The 13,706-nt window shown below is 69.7% G+C and carries 13 protein-coding genes and 1 tRNA gene; 8 read left to right on the top strand and 6 right to left on the bottom strand.

Going from position 1 to position 13,706, the window contains the following annotated elements; all coding sequences use genetic code 11:
- The first annotated feature begins 1 nt into the window (after nucleotide 1).
- From FFI97_RS15595 to FFI97_RS15580, 4 genes are all read left to right on the top strand, one after another.
- Entirely contained in the window at nucleotides 2–958 is a 957-nt protein-coding gene (locus FFI97_RS15595) for a threonine/serine dehydratase (protein ID WP_139700284.1), read from the top strand.
- Between the two features lie 63 nt (nucleotides 959–1,021).
- Nucleotides 1,022–2,353 carry a serine--tRNA ligase gene (gene serS, locus FFI97_RS15590; protein WP_139700286.1) on the top strand — a complete coding sequence of 444 codons (1,332 nt, stop codon included), beginning with the start codon at nucleotides 1,022–1,024 and terminating at the stop codon, nucleotides 2,351–2,353.
- A 57-nt stretch (nucleotides 2,354–2,410) separates the two neighbouring features.
- Nucleotides 2,411–2,500: transfer RNA gene (locus tag FFI97_RS15585), tRNA-Ser, on the top strand.
- Between the two features lie 394 nt (nucleotides 2,501–2,894).
- The gene (locus FFI97_RS15580; RefSeq protein WP_185993619.1) at nucleotides 2,895–4,100 is read left to right on the top strand and encodes an SGNH/GDSL hydrolase family protein; all 1,206 of its coding nucleotides are present in this window, start codon (nucleotides 2,895–2,897) and stop codon (nucleotides 4,098–4,100) included.
- Between the two features lie 28 nt (nucleotides 4,101–4,128).
- Here FFI97_RS15580 and FFI97_RS15575 read toward each other — a convergent pair whose 3' ends face one another.
- The 6 genes from FFI97_RS15575 to flgA all read right to left on the bottom strand — a co-directional run bounded on the left by FFI97_RS15575 (nucleotide 4,129) and on the right by flgA (nucleotide 10,655).
- Nucleotides 4,129–7,143, bottom strand: a complete 3,015-nt coding sequence (locus FFI97_RS15575; RefSeq protein ID WP_139700291.1) for a transglycosylase domain-containing protein — start codon at nucleotides 7,141–7,143, stop codon at nucleotides 4,129–4,131.
- Nucleotides 7,144–7,713: 570 nt separating this feature from the next.
- Entirely contained in the window at nucleotides 7,714–8,544 is an 831-nt protein-coding gene (locus FFI97_RS15570; RefSeq protein WP_139700294.1) for a response regulator transcription factor, read from the bottom strand.
- A 123-nt stretch (nucleotides 8,545–8,667) separates the two neighbouring features.
- A complete protein-coding gene (locus FFI97_RS15565) occupies nucleotides 8,668–9,102 on the bottom strand; it encodes a YadA-like family protein (RefSeq protein ID WP_139700295.1) in 435 nt (144 codons plus the stop codon).
- 9 nt (nucleotides 9,103–9,111) lie between these two features.
- Nucleotides 9,112–9,567, bottom strand: coding sequence for a flagella synthesis protein FlgN (locus FFI97_RS15560; RefSeq protein ID WP_260685007.1), 456 nt, complete (start codon nucleotides 9,565–9,567; stop codon nucleotides 9,112–9,114).
- Nucleotides 9,564–9,860: a flagellar biosynthesis anti-sigma factor FlgM gene (flgM, locus tag FFI97_RS15555; protein ID WP_070061524.1), complete on the bottom strand. Its 297-nt coding sequence runs from the start codon at nucleotides 9,858–9,860 to the stop codon at nucleotides 9,564–9,566. The genes FFI97_RS15560 and flgM overlap by 4 nt, the downstream gene beginning before the upstream one ends.
- Before the next feature lie 96 nt (nucleotides 9,861–9,956).
- Nucleotides 9,957–10,655, bottom strand: coding sequence for a flagellar basal body P-ring formation chaperone FlgA (gene flgA, locus FFI97_RS15550; protein WP_139700297.1), 699 nt, complete (start codon nucleotides 10,653–10,655; stop codon nucleotides 9,957–9,959).
- Between the two features lie 221 nt (nucleotides 10,656–10,876).
- On the opposite strand from flgA, the gene flgB reads away from it, so the two are divergent.
- The 4 genes from flgB (at nucleotide 10,877) to flgE (ending at nucleotide 13,704) form a co-directional block, all read left to right on the top strand.
- Entirely contained in the window at nucleotides 10,877–11,284 is a 408-nt protein-coding gene (flgB, locus tag FFI97_RS15545; protein WP_139700298.1) for a flagellar basal body rod protein FlgB, read from the top strand.
- Nucleotides 11,281–11,676 (top strand): flagellar basal body rod protein FlgC, encoded by a 396-nt coding sequence (gene flgC, locus FFI97_RS15540; RefSeq protein ID WP_139700300.1) that lies wholly within the window; start codon nucleotides 11,281–11,283, stop codon nucleotides 11,674–11,676. The genes flgB and flgC overlap by 4 nt, the downstream gene beginning before the upstream one ends.
- Nucleotides 11,677–11,720: 44 nt before the next feature.
- Complete coding sequence (locus FFI97_RS15535; protein ID WP_070061527.1) at nucleotides 11,721–12,407, top strand: flagellar hook assembly protein FlgD; 687 nt, start codon at nucleotides 11,721–11,723, stop codon at nucleotides 12,405–12,407.
- 82 nt (nucleotides 12,408–12,489) lie between these two features.
- Nucleotides 12,490–13,704 (top strand): flagellar hook protein FlgE, encoded by a 1,215-nt coding sequence (flgE, locus tag FFI97_RS15530; protein ID WP_095946600.1) that lies wholly within the window; start codon nucleotides 12,490–12,492, stop codon nucleotides 13,702–13,704.
- Nucleotides 13,705–13,706: the final 2 nt, after the last annotated feature.

Raw genomic sequence — 13,706 nt, 5'->3', positions numbered from 1 at the left:
CATGACAAACACCGATTGGCGCTCCGACATCGAGAGCGCCTCCCGCAGGCTGGGCGAACGCGCCGGCCATTTCCTGCGTGAAACGCCGCTGTGGAAGCTGCCGGCCGCCGCCCTGGGCGTGGCCGCGCCGGGTGCCGAAGTCTGGCTCAAGCTGGAGCACATGCAGGTCAGCGGCAGCTTCAAGGCCCGCGGCATGATGAACCGCCTGCTGGCCAACGACATCCCCGCCGCGGGCGTGATCGTCGCCTCGGGCGGCAACGCCGGCATTGCCACGGCGGCCGCCGCCAAGGCGCTGGGCGTGCCCTGCCAGGTGTTCCTGCCGGGCGTGTCGCCCGAAGCCAAGCGCGCGCGCCTGCGGGCGCTGGGCGCCGAAGTGGTCGTGGTCGGCGAGCTGTACCCCGACGCGCTGGCCGCCTGCCTGGCGCGCCAGAAGGAAACGGGTGCCTTGCTCACCCACGCCTACGACCAGCCCGAAGTGGTGGCCGGCGCCGGCACGCTCGGCCGCGAGATCGAGGCGCAGGGCGGCCTGCCCGACGCCGTGCTGGTGAGCGTGGGCGGCGGCGGCCTGATCGGCGGCCTGGCCTGCTGGTTCGAGCAACGCGCCCGCGTGGTGGCGCTCGAGCCCGAAAAGGCCCCGACGCTGTTCCGCGCCCGCGAGGCCGGCGAGCCGGTCGACGTGGACGTCGGCGGCATCGCGGCCGATTCGCTCGGCGCGCGCCGCATCGGCGCCATCGCCTGGGAGATCACGCAGCAGCAGGTGCGCGACGCGCTGCTGCTGTCCGACGACGCCATCCGCGCCGCCCAGCAGTGGTTGTGGAAGGAGCTGAAGCTCGCCGTGGAACCGGCCGCCGCGCTGCCGCTGGCGGCGCTGCAGACCGGCGCCTACGTGCCACGCGAGGGCGAGAAGGTGTGCCTGATCATCTGCGGGGCGAACGTCGATCCGGCCACGGTCGCCTGAGTCGTCGCAGGCGTGCGAGCGGGGAGGGCGGGCGCGGGCCGGGCGCCCACCTAAAATCTCCCCATGCTCGACATCACCCTGCTCCGCAAAGACCTGGCCTCCGCTGTGGCCGGCCTCGAAAAACGCAAGAAGAACCAGCCCTACCTCGACGTCTCGGCGTTCACCGCGCTCGAGGCCGAGCGCAAGACGCTGCAGACCCGCACCGAGGAAATCCAGGCGCGCCGCAACACGCTGAACAAGCAGATCGGACCGCTGAAGGCCAAGGGCGAGTCGGTCGACGCGCTCATGGCCGAGGTCAACGCGCTCAAGGCCGAGCAGGAATCGCAGTCCAAGCGCCTCGAGGAAATCCAGCCCGAACTGCACGCGCTGCTGCTGGCCGTGCCCAACCTGCCGCACGCCAGCGTGCCGCTGGGCGAGGACGAGGCCGGCAACGTCGAGATGCGCCGCTGGGCGCCCCAGGGCGGCGCCGGCGCCAACGCCACGCCGCTGGCCTTCGCGCCCAAGGACCACGTCGACCTCGGCGCCCCGCTGGGGCTCGATTTCGAGATGGGCGCCAAGCTCTCGGGCTCGCGCTTCACCGTCATGAAGGGCCCGATCGCCCGCCTGCACCGCGCGCTGGCGCAGTTCATGGTCGACCTGCAGACCGAACAGCACGGCTACACCGAGTGCTACGTGCCCTACGTGGTCAATGCCGCCACGCTCAGCGGCACCGGCCAGCTGCCCAAGTTCGAAGGCGACCTGTTCGCCGCGAAGAAGGGCGGCCAGGACGGCGAGCCCGCGCCTGACCACTCGGCGCTGTACCTCATCCCGACCAGCGAAGTGCCGCTGACCAACTTCGTGCGCGACGAGGTCGTGCCCGAGGCGCAACTGCCCATCAAGCTCACGGCCCACACGCCGTGCTTCCGTTCCGAGGCCGGCAGCGCCGGGCGCGACACGCGCGGCATGATCCGCCAGCACCAGTTCGACAAGGTCGAGATGGTGCAGATCGTGCACCCCGAGAAGAGCTACGACGCGCTCGAGCAGATGACCGGTCACGCCGAAGCCGTGCTGCAGGCGCTGGAGCTGCCGTACCGCGTGGTGCTGCTGTGCACCGGCGACATGGGTTTCGGTTCCACCAAGACCTACGACCTCGAGGTGTGGCTGCCCGCGCAGAACACTTATCGCGAGATCAGCTCGGTGTCGAACTGCGAAGCCTTCCAGGCGCGCCGCCTGCAGGCCCGTTTCAAGAACGCGCAGGGCAAGAACGAGCTGGTGCACACCCTCAACGGCTCCGGCCTGGCCGTGGGCCGCGCGCTGGTTGCCGTGCTGGAAAACCACCAGAACGAAGACGGCTCGATCCACGTGCCGGCGGCGTTGCGTCCGTACCTCGGCGGTCTCGAAGTTTTGCGCGGTTGAAGCGCGGGGCGTCAAAAGTCAGATTTTTCTGGCTATAATCTGAGGCTCGACAGCACCGGAGAGGTGGCAGAGTGGTCGAATGTACCTGACTCGAAATCAGGCGTACTAGCGATAGTACCGAGGGTTCGAATCCCTCCCTCTCCTCCAGATTCAAGCCCCTGTAGCAGCCCTGCTACAGGGGTTTTTTCTTTGGGCCGTCCCCCCGATCCGGGTCCACGCGTGCACCACGCACCATGCATCCCGTCGTGCGATCGAAGGCATGTCTCGATACCCTCGTGCACATCGCCGTTTCGATTCCCGCATCGATCCGCGCGAGTCCGGTCCTCCCGGGCGAGTGGCCATTCACATGCGCCAGCGTCCTCGTTCCGCCACCGCGCGCGTCGGCTGCGGAGCGTGTCTCGGTGTTTTCCCTTGAGCCTTGATCCGTGTCGCGCGGGCGACCCCGAGCGGTTCGGCGAGGCACGAAAAATCCGCATGCGGGACGCCGATTCCGCATCGATCGACAAGACAAACAAGACAAGAGGGAGACGGACAAATGAACATGAACGGCACCAAGGCCCTGGCCTTCACTGCGATCTGCGTTGCCATGAGCAGCGGCCTCTCGGCCTGCGGCGGTGGAGGCGGAGGTGGCAGCAACGGATTCATCGCACCTGGCATCACACTCGACCCCGCCCCGGCACCCGCGCCTGCGCCGGCGCCCGCACCGGCGCCAGCACCAGCACCAGCACCCGACACGCGCGTACCCATCCAGTCGGTCACCGTCTTCGGTGACAGCCTGAGCGATGTCGGCACCTACAAGGTCGCGACGGGCGACGCGGCCAATCCCGGCAAGTTCACGGTCAACCCCGGCAAGGTCTGGGTCGAGGGCATCGCGGATTTCTACGGTTTCGCCCTGAGCCCGAACCGCTCGCTCACGCTCGACAAGAACGCCAGCGGCGTCGCCACGGCTGGCGTGGGAACCGCCACCGTCCTGGGCGGCAACGGGTATGCGGAAGGGGGCGCACGCGTCGATGCCTTCCCGAGCCAGAGCAGCGTCGGCAACAACCAGCTCGTGGCGCCGGTGACGCAGCAGATCACGCGCTATCTCGCCAGCCATGCGCGGTTCCCGGCCAGCGAACTGGTCGTGATCGATGGCGGCGGCAACGACACCTATGCGCAGTTCAGCTCGGTGTGCTGGGGCACCGACGACAACGGCCCGGGCACGGGCGGCGGCACCGCCACCCTCGCGGGCGCCACCGCGCAGGTCGCGTCGGCCGCGTACGCGCAGGTCGCCAACATCAAGCGCATCCACGACAACGGCGCGCCGGTGGTGTTGGTTGCGGCCGCGCTCGACTGGAGCGGCAATCCCTTCGGCCAGTACTACCTGAGCGACGCCTACCTGAGCGCCGGGTGCTACACCAAGGTGCCGGCGTCCCAAGTGAGCGCGTGGACGATCCAGTTCAACCAGATCCTCCAGAGCGGCATCGCAGGCATGCCGAACGTGGTTTACATGGACGCCGGCCCCGATTTCGCGGATGCCGTGGCCCACCCGGCGAAGTACGGGCTGCTCAACACCACCGCGCCAGCCTGTACGAACACCGCGCCCAACAACAGCGCCGCCTTCTGCACGGCGGCCACCCTTGCGGCACCGGATGCGGCGCAGACCTGGCTGTGGTCCGACGCGTTCCATCCGACACCGCGCGGGCACCAGATCCTCTCGGATGCGGCGCTGCAACTGCTGAAGGCGACGACGAAGAAGGCCCCCTGAAGGCCTCCAGACTCAAGCCCTTGCTGTCTCATGGCGCCCGCTGCGGCTCCCCACACCCCCTGCGCTGCAGCACCGGCAGCAACTGCGGCCCCAGCGACTTCAGCAGCTGGGTCGGCAGCGCGCTCGTGAACCGATAGCGAGCGGCATGGGGTTCGCGCACATACGCCAGGATGGTGCCGAAGTAGCGGTCGCCGATCATGAACACGAAGGTGGCCGAGCGGCTGATCTTGCGCTCCGAGAGCATCCGTCCGCCGCGGCCGGTGTGTCCGTAGCGATGGTCGCCGGTGCCGGTCTTGCCGCCGATCTCGAGGGCGCGGCCGCTCTCGTCCACCAGCGCGCCCTTCAGCCGCCGCGCGGTGCCGTCGTTCACCACCTCGACCAAGGCACGGCGCACCGTGGCGGCCACCTCGGCGGGTAGCACCTGCTGTGCGCTCGCATGGCGCGGCTCCAGCCGTGTCTCGTAGGGCGTGTCGCGCGCGAAGTGCAGGGCGCCGACCCGTTGCGTGGGCAGCCGCACGCCGTCATTCGCGAGGATGCCCATCAGCTCCGCCAGGGCGGCCGGCCGGTCGCCCGACGCGCCGATCGCGCTCGCGTAAGACGGCGTCAGCGATGCGAAGGGGTAACCCACGCGCTGCCATGAGCGATGGATCTGCGCAAAGGCGTCGAGTTCGATCAGCTCGCGCAGGCGCCTGTCCTGCGCGCTCTTGTGGCGCGTCTTGAAGAGCCAGGCGTAGACCTCCTGGCGTTCACGCACGCTGGCGTCCAGCACCTCGGTCAGCGAGGCGCCGGGGTGGCGCCGCAGGTAGCCGACCAGCCAGAGCTCCAGCGGATGCACGCGCGCGACATACCCGCGATCGGCCAGCGACAGGCCGGCGTAGGTGCGGCGCAGCGCCCCCAATGCGCGCGGCGAGCCGGCGCCGCGGCCCAGCCGCTGCACCAGGAGCGCGTCGAGCCGTGTGTCGTCGGCCTCGGGCTCGATGGTGAACAGCACGCTCGCCAGGCGCGGTGCCGATGGCCTCAGGCCGCGCAGCAGCAGCGCTTCGGCGTCCGCGGCCGGCAGGTGCTGGTACTTGCGATGGAAGCGGGTGAGGAAGGCCGAGCCTTCGCGGTCGGCAAAGCGCGCGAGCAGCTCGCGCCGGCCCGGGTCGGCGGGGTCCTTCAGCAGGCGCTCGGCGCCCGACGCACCGCCGAGCATGCGGTGGCGCACCAGGTCGCGCATCAGGCGGATGAACACCAGGTTGACCGAATGCTTGAAGCCTTCGCGCACGGTCATCGAACTGCTGTTGCGCGAGCGCTCGAAGTTCTCGAACTGGTGCAGGCCGCCGCCGGTGAAGAAGGCCTCGCCCGGGTTCGCCGAGTACTTGCGCTCCATCGCCGCCTCGAGCATCGGCGCAAGACGGCGATCCTTGGCGCGCAGGAGGTACTGCCGTGCCCACATGCCCAGCGGGTCGCGCGGGTTCGGCGCCAGCGCCGACAGCTGGGCCGGGCTCAGGTCGACCCAGCCCGCGTGCAGCTCGGCCACGAGCTCCAGGTAGCTCACCAGGGTGCGCAGCTTGGCGGTCGAGCCCAGGTCCAGCCGCGCGCCCTGGTTCACGTCGAACGGCTGGTCGATGTTGTCGGCCTGGATGCGCAGCAGGTTGGTCCCGGCGCTGCGCTCGAACAGCGTGAAGCTGTAGATCAGCGGGCTGGGGTCGGCGCCCGGGTCGAGCATGTGGGAGCCCACCAGCCCCGCCGCCTTCGTCGCGGCGGGCGTGCGCAGGCCGGCCAGCACGCGCGCCACGAGCGCCTGTGCTTCACCGTCTAGGCTGGTCTCGGCCTCGAGGTCGAGGCGCTCCAGGTCGTAAGCCCGTGGCACGTCGAGCAGCGTGCCGATGTGGGTGCGCAGCGCGGTCGCGGCCTTGCGCTGCACGAAGTCGGGCCGGGGCGTCGGCGGCAAAGGTGGCTGCAGGTGCAAGGACAGCGGCAGCGCCGCGTCGCGCAGCGTGGGCGAGATCAGGCCGGCCTCGGCCATCAGCCGCAGGTAGCTGTCGGTCAGGCGCGCCAGGCTGGCGCCGTCGCCGAGCAGGTGCTGCGACGGACGGCGCTGCGCGATCATCAGCGACAGCGCCTGCTTGAAGGCTTCCGCCTGCTGCCGCAGCGCCTCGTCCGTGGGCGCTGCCGCCTCTTCCGCCTGGTCGGCCAGCAGGCGGTTGACCTCGCCGAAGTCGCGCCCGTACCAGGCCCACAGGCCGTCGCCCAGGCCGTGCACCTCGCCCATGCCCGGGCGCGCGGCCAGCGGCACGGTGTCGAGGTAGTCGACGACGATCTGGCGGCGCCGCGCCTGCGTGTCGTCGCCGTCCTGGTAGGCACGCAGCGAGGCTGACGCCATCTGGCGCAGCTTGTCGCCGACCGACCCGGTGCGGCCCTGCGGCGAATGGCGGTACTTCTCGATCTGGGTGGCCAGCGTGCTGCCGCCCGTTGCCGACTGGCCCAGGCCGACCGCGCGCAGCGCCTGCTCGAGCGTCGCCTTGGCGAAGCGTTCCGGATCGATCGCGGGGTTGCGCTGCAGCGGCTGTGCGTCCAGCAGGTGGCGGTCCTCGACGAACAGCAGGGCGCTCACCAGCAGCGGCGGCACCTCCTCGAAGCGCTCATAGGCGCGCTGGGGCACGCGGGTGTGCAGCAGCGCCGTGTCCCGGCAGTCGCGCACGGTCAGACCGGCCTGGTTTTTCTCGCGGTAGGGCGCGAAGAGCCCGTAGTCCTGCAGTTCGAGCAGCCGCGGCGACATGCGGGCCTGGCGGGTGACGACATAGCCCTGCGGCGCCAGGCGGTCGATGTAGCCCGGCAGCTGGTGGTAGCCCAGCCGCTCGTCGTAGGGCCCGGTCCGGGGAAAGTGGATGGCATCGCTGGCACCGTCTTCGACGCTGAAGCGGGCGCCCTCGGCCAGGTCGCGCCACAGGGCCGATTGCAGCCGGGACGTCTTCAATTCGTCCAGCACGAACAGGGCAAGCCCGCCTCCCACGGCGAGTCCCGCGCCGATCCAGACAAGCTTCTTGAACCAAGTCATGCTCTGCCTCGCGAACAGTCCACACCATGGGTTCGTCAGTGACGATGATGCGCTTTTTGAGGCGATTTGGCATGCGTGCGACGACGCAATCGGCCGCAGTCATGCACTTCCGCCGCGCGGCAGAAGAGGTACCTCGACACACATGGCGCATGTCGATCTGCACGGACGTGCGGATCTATCTCAGGGCGAACTGACCTGCTAACCCTTCACGACCCCGGACACCCCACTAGTCGTCGGAGTCCTGCGGGCCCGCCAGCAGCCCGAGCACCAACCCGCCGAGGACAATGGCCAGGGCAAGAATCAGCGATGCCTCTGCGAGTAGTCTCATGGTGTCCTGCAATGAATCTCCCCCTCACGATGTGCCCGCCATTGAACGTGCGTTCACTGACTGGCGGCTGAGTGCGGAAGCAGAAGGGTTTTGTGCGGGGCTTCAGCCTGTCTTCAGGTAAGGCGCGGATACTGGCGGCGACGGTCTTCTGGCGTTGGTAGAGGACGCTTCGGCACCCGCCCTACGGGGTGGTTCCTCGAGGCCGGAGGTCGTCACGGTTTTTTCGTCGCGCGGGCGCATGCTCAGGCCCGCGCGCTTTCGCCGAGCCACACCGGCTCGTTCGAGGTGTCCGGGAAGTCCGCGGTGTCGATCAGCGGCGCCTCGTCGACGTCCGACGCGCACCGCGCGGCCGGCATGTGCCGCAGCTCGTAGCCCCGCCCATACACCGAGACCAGCACGAACTCGCCGCCCTTGTGCAGCGAGAGCTTGCGGCGGATGCTGGCCACACAGCAGTCCAGCGTGCGGCTCGTGCGTTCGATGCGCGCATCCACCCACAGCGAGGCCAGCAGCCAGTTGCGCTCCAGCAGCCGGCCGGCGTTGCGAAACAGCAGCAGCGCCAGTTCGAACTCGCGCGGCTTCAGGCGCACCTCGGTGCCGTGGCACACCACCACGCGGCGCTCGCCCAGGAACTGGTAGTCGCCGAAGCACGCGGCCGTGGCGTGCGGATGCAGCAGCGTGCGGTTGCGCCGCAGCGATTCGCGCACGCGCAGCTCCACCTCGAACTCGTCGACGGGCAGCACCGCGAAGTCGATGCTGGCGCCCTGCGTCTCGCCGCCCGCGGCCGACAGCACGTCGACCAGCAGGTCGCGCTGCGAGGCGCGCGCCACCAGGAAGATGGGAATGCGCAGCGCGCGGCACATCGCCGTGAGGATCGGCCAGGCGCCTTCGTCCTTCAGCACCACCAGCAGCAGGCCGAACTGCAGGCCCTGGGTGATCGCCAGCAGGAAGTCCGTGCTGTCGTCGAAGCACACGGGATCGCAGCCCATCAGGCGCAGGCGGTTGCCCCAGCCGGCCTGCTGCGCCTCGTCGCAGCCCACCATCGCGATGCGGCGCGCGCCCTGCTGCGCGGCCATCACGCGCGGGCTCCCCGGCGTGCGACCTTCTCGTGGCGGGGCGTTGGCGTGGCAGGAGAGGTCTTCATGTCGGTGGCATCCATGCGAAGGTGGTGAAGGGCGTCCCGGGGCGATGGCGTGGGCTCAGGGGCGGGCGGCGGCCGTGCTGCGCGGCAGCTTCCAGCCGATGCCCGCGTTGAAGCCCCAGTCCCGGCCCGTGCTGGACACGCCCATGCCCCAGGCCATGTCGCCGTCGCCCGAGCTGCGCTTGAAGCCCAGCGCCGCGGCCGAATAGCCCCGGTAGCTGCCGAAGGCCAGGCCGATCGACTGTTCGCCCGGCCGGTACGTCGGCACGTAGGCGGCCGACATCGCGATGGCCATGGCCGCGCCCGAGTAGGCGATGCGCGCCGTCTCGCCGACGGCCGCGCGCACCGGGTGCAGCTGGCCCAGGTTGATGGCGTCGTCCGAGCGCACGGCAGGCGCCAGTTCGAAGGCATGGGCGCCGGCGCACGCGAGCCACAGCATCAGCACCCGCAGGATCGCGGTGCGTCGGGGGGCGAAGCGTGCGAACGCGTTCACGGCTGCTGTTCAGCCGGCGGCCAGCCGGGTGCCCGCGCCGGCCTGCGTCTTGCGCACGCCGTCGGGGCCGTAGAAAGGTTGGGCGCGGGCCTGCAGGAAGTGCAGCGCCTGCTGCGTGAAGTCCAGGTGCGCGTACACCAGCGTGCCGTTGTGCAGGTTGCGGTTGCGCGCGTCTTCGGCGAGCGCGAGCAGTTCGTTCCAGGCCTGGCGCGTCGGCGCACCGCCCGCTGCCGCGGCGGCGTCCGCACCCGCGCGGCCGGGCGCGAAGCCCAGCGCCGCCTGCAGCGATTCGCGCTGTTGGTCGAGCTCTGCCATGCGGTCCAGCAGCGCGGTCTTGTGGCCGGCGATGGCGTTCAGCGCGTCGAAGTCGCTGGCGGACATGGCCTGCGCCTCCTGGTCCAACGCGACAAGGAACTCCCCGATGCAGCCCGCTTCTGCACGCAGCTGTGTCAGCAAGGTCGTCATGCCTCGCCCTTCGGTGCGAGCAGCTCGCGCACGCTGGCCAGCAGGCCGTCGGCGATGCGTTCGGGGCGGATCTCGTAGCGGCCGGCGCGGATGTCCTCGCGGATCGCGGCCACGCGGGCCGCGTCGAAATCGCTGCCGCCCACGGCGGCGGGCATCGCATGGACGAGCGCGGAAACGGGCGCCGCTTCCTTCGGGCGCTGCACGGCCTCGGCGGGCGTCGACGGAGCCGGCGCACCCGGTGCGGGCGTGCGGTGCAGGGGCGTGGCCGAAGGGGCGGTGGGATCGATTTTCAAGGTGATTCCTCAGGGGCTGACCCGTATATCGGCAGCCGGTGCAAGAACTTTAGGAAGGGCGTGCATGAAGTGAAGCCTGCGCCAACGCGGCGACCGCTACTGCACCAGCCGGACCTGTCCTTCCTCGTCGGCCACGCCGCGGATCACCCGGCCGTCCAGCGTCTTCGCCTGCACCACCGCGCCCACCGCGGCGCCGCTCAGGGCCTTGGCCTCGGTGCTGACGACAAAACCCGGCCCCTGCGCCACCACCTTCACGGCCTGGCCCTGCTGGATCACGGCGACGCCGCGCAGCAGCTCCTTGCGGATCGGAGCGCCGGGCGCGACGCGGTTGGCGCTCACCACCCCGACCAGTTCGGCCGCGCTGGTGACCACCGAGCGCGGCAGCCGCGTAAGGTCGCCGGTGCGCTCGACCACGTCGCCCGCGCCCAGCGCCCGGCCCGCGTCGATGGCGCGCGCCGCCACCAGGTAGCGGCCTTCCACCGCGACACGCGCCTGCACGAAGCGCGTCCACGGCCGCTCGGCATGGCAACGCACGCCCACCGAGATGCGGCCCCACGGCGTGACGCCTGGCGGCAGGAACACCTCGGGAGCCTCGCACAGGGGCAGGGCGTCGGTGCCGCGTCCTTCGAGGCTGACCGTCACCTTGCCCGGCAGGCCGGCGCTTTGCACCTGGAGGTAGGTCTCGACGGCCTTCGCAGCCGCGTCGCCTGCGATCGCACCGGTCGACATCGCGCACGACAGCCCCACCGCGCAGGCAGTGCGCAGCAGGCGTTGGCGAAGCGGCGAGAGGGTCATCGAAAGCGAAAGAAGAGGGCCAGAAAAATGAGGTCGCCGGTGCAGGAAAGCCGCAACCGGCGCCCCTGGATTCTTATGAATTCACCCCGCCGGCGAAGGTGCGAGCAGCAGGCGAAACCCCCCTTTGTTCGGACGATTGCCAACGCGCCGCATGCATAGACTTGCTTTCCATCGGTCGCTGCGCCCCGTGCACTGGCGACGCCTCAACAGATGGAACAAAGATGATCGACAAGCTGGATGCGGCGTTTCGCTTCCACCGCGAAGCGCTCCATCTCCGGGCCCAGCGCCAGGAGGTGCTCGCGGCCAACATCGCCCATGCCGACACGCCGAACTACAAGGCGCGCGACTTCGACTTCGGCGCGCGCCTGAGCGACGCCGTCGAGCGCGGCCGTGCATCGTCGTCGGTGTCGATGGCCACCACCTCGTCGCGCCACCTCGCGGGCCAGGCGCAGGCCACGGCCGGCGACGACCTGCTGTACCGCGTGCCGCACCAGTCCAGCCTCGACGGCAACACGGTCGAGATGGACGTCGAGCGCGTGGCCTTCGCCGACAACGCGCTGCGCTACGAGTCGAACCTGACCCTCATCAACGCCAAGATCAAGTCGCTCCTGTCGGCGGTACAGCCATGAACATCTTCGACGTGGCGGGCTCCGCCATGACCGCGCAATCGCAGCGCATGAACGTGACCGCGAGCAACCTCGCCAACGCCGAAAGCGTGGCCGGCCCTGACGGCCAGCCCTACCGTGCCAAGCAGGTGGTGTTCGAGGTGGCGGCCTCGGGCCGGCGCGACATCGGCGGCGTCAAGGTGGCCGGTGTCATCGAAGACCCGTCGCCCGCCAAGCTGGTGTTCGACCCGAAGAGCCCGCACGCCAACGCCGAGGGCTACGTGGCGATGCCCAACGTCAACGTGGTCGAAGAGATGACCAACATGATCTCGGCCTCGCGCAGCTACCAGGCCAACGTCGAGGTGTTCAACACCGCCAAGACGCTGATGGTCAAGACGCTGACCATCGGCCAGTAACCCCCGCACGCACACGCGCCTCCCGCAGGAAGAACACCGACCCCATGGCCCTCTCCGACACCTCGTCCATCAGCGGGCTGAACGCGCCCACGGCGGCGAACAGCAACAACAACGTGTCCAGCGCCGACAGCGAGCAGCGCTTTCTCAAGCTGCTCGTCACGCAGCTGAACAACCAGGACCCGCTCAACCCGATGCAGAACGCCGAGCTCACCTCGCAGCTCGCGCAGATGAGCACCGTGAGCGGCATCGAGAAGCTCAACGCCACGCTCTCCGGCCTCGTCAACCAGACCGGCGCCAACCAGCTGCTGCAGGCCACCTCGCTCATCGGCTACAACGTGCTGTCGCCCGGCGACGTGCTCACCACCAAGAAGCCCGAGGACGGCAAGGACCCCGCCACGCAGGCCTTCGCCGTGCAGCTGCCGGGCACCGCCGCCGACGTCGAGATCAAGATCGTCGACAGCACCGGCAAGGTGATCCGCACGCTCGACGCGGGCGCCATGAAGGAAGGCGTCAACGCCGTCACCTGGGACGGCAAGGACGACCTGGGCGTGGCGGTGCCACCGGGCGCCTACCGCTTCACGGTCGATGCCAGCAACAACGGTACGACGGTGAAGGCCACCGCGCTCACCTTCTCGCAGGTGGCCGCCGTGAAGCAGGGCGCCGGCGGCGTCACGCTGGAGCTGGCCTCGGGCGCCAGCATCGGGCTGGGCGACGTGCGCCTGTTCCTCTGAGCTTTCGTCTTCGTCTTCGGCGTGGCCCGTGCGGGCCGCGCCCTTCGCACTCTTCTTCCTCGCACCGAACAAGGACCCCCTCATGAGTTTCTCCCAAGGCATCAGCGGACTCGGCGTGGCCGCGGCCAACCTCGACGTCATCGGCAACAACATCGCCAACTCGGGCACGGTGGGCTACAAGTCGGCCGCCGCCACCTTCCAGGACGTGTACGCCGGCTCGCGCGTGGGCCTGGGCGCCTCGGTGTCGGGCGTGACGCAGAACTTCACGCAAGGCGTGACGCAGTCGAGCACGCGCCCGCTGGACGTGGCCATCCTCAACGGCGACGGCTTCTTTCGCCTGGCCAGCCCCAGCGGCGAGGTCTTCTACTCGCGCAACGGCCAGTTCACGCGCGACAAGGACGGCTACATCGTCAACGCGCAGGGCCTGCAGCTCACCGGCTACGGCGCCAACGCCAGCGGCGGCATCAGCGGCGGCACGCCGGGGCCGATCCAGGTGCAGGGCGGCATGATGCCGCCCAAGCCCACGGCCAACATCGACGCGCAGTTCAACCTCGACGCGCGCAGCACGGTGCCCGCCAAGACGCCGTTCAACCCCACCGACGCCGCCACCTACAACTACCCGAACGCCATCGGGCCCATCTACGACTCGCTGGGCAACCCGCACGACGTGGCCGTGTACTTCGTGAAGACGGCGGCCAACACCTGGAGCGTGTACGGCACCTCCGATGGCGCACCGCTGAACGGTGGCGCCGCGCTGTCCAACGTGACCTTCGACGCCAAGGGCGTCATGACCGCACCGGCCTCGGGCGCGTTCAACATCGGGCCGCTCACCTTCACCAACGGCGCCTCGCCGCTCACCGCCTCGGTCGACCTCACGGGCACCACGCAGTTCGGCAGCGCCAACGGCATGAGCAAGCTGGGCCAGGACGGCTACAAATCGGGCGAGCTCACCGCGTTCTCGATCAACCCCGACGGCACCATCACCGGCAAGTTCTCCAACGAGCAGACGCGCCTGTTGGGCCAGGTCGTGTTGTCGTCGTTCGCCAACCCGAACGGCCTGGAGCCCAAGGGCAACAACGTGTGGGCCGAGACGCAGGCCTCGGGCAATGCGCTCACCGGCACGCCGGGCGAAGGCACCAAGGCCGGCTCGCTGGCCTCGGGTGCGCTGGAGTCGTCCAACGTCGACCTGACCTCCGAGCTGGTGAATCTCATCGTCGCGCAGCGCAACTACCAGGCCAACGCGCAGACCGTGAAGACGCAGGACCAGGTCATGCAGACGCTCATGAACATCCGCTGAGC

Source organism: Variovorax sp. KBS0712 (genome assembly GCF_006323185.2).
GTDB lineage: Bacteria > Pseudomonadota > Gammaproteobacteria > Burkholderiales > Burkholderiaceae_C > Variovorax > Variovorax boronicumulans.
The sequence above is the reverse complement of the archived record's forward strand: the minus strand, read 5'-3'. Positions and strand labels throughout refer to the sequence as shown.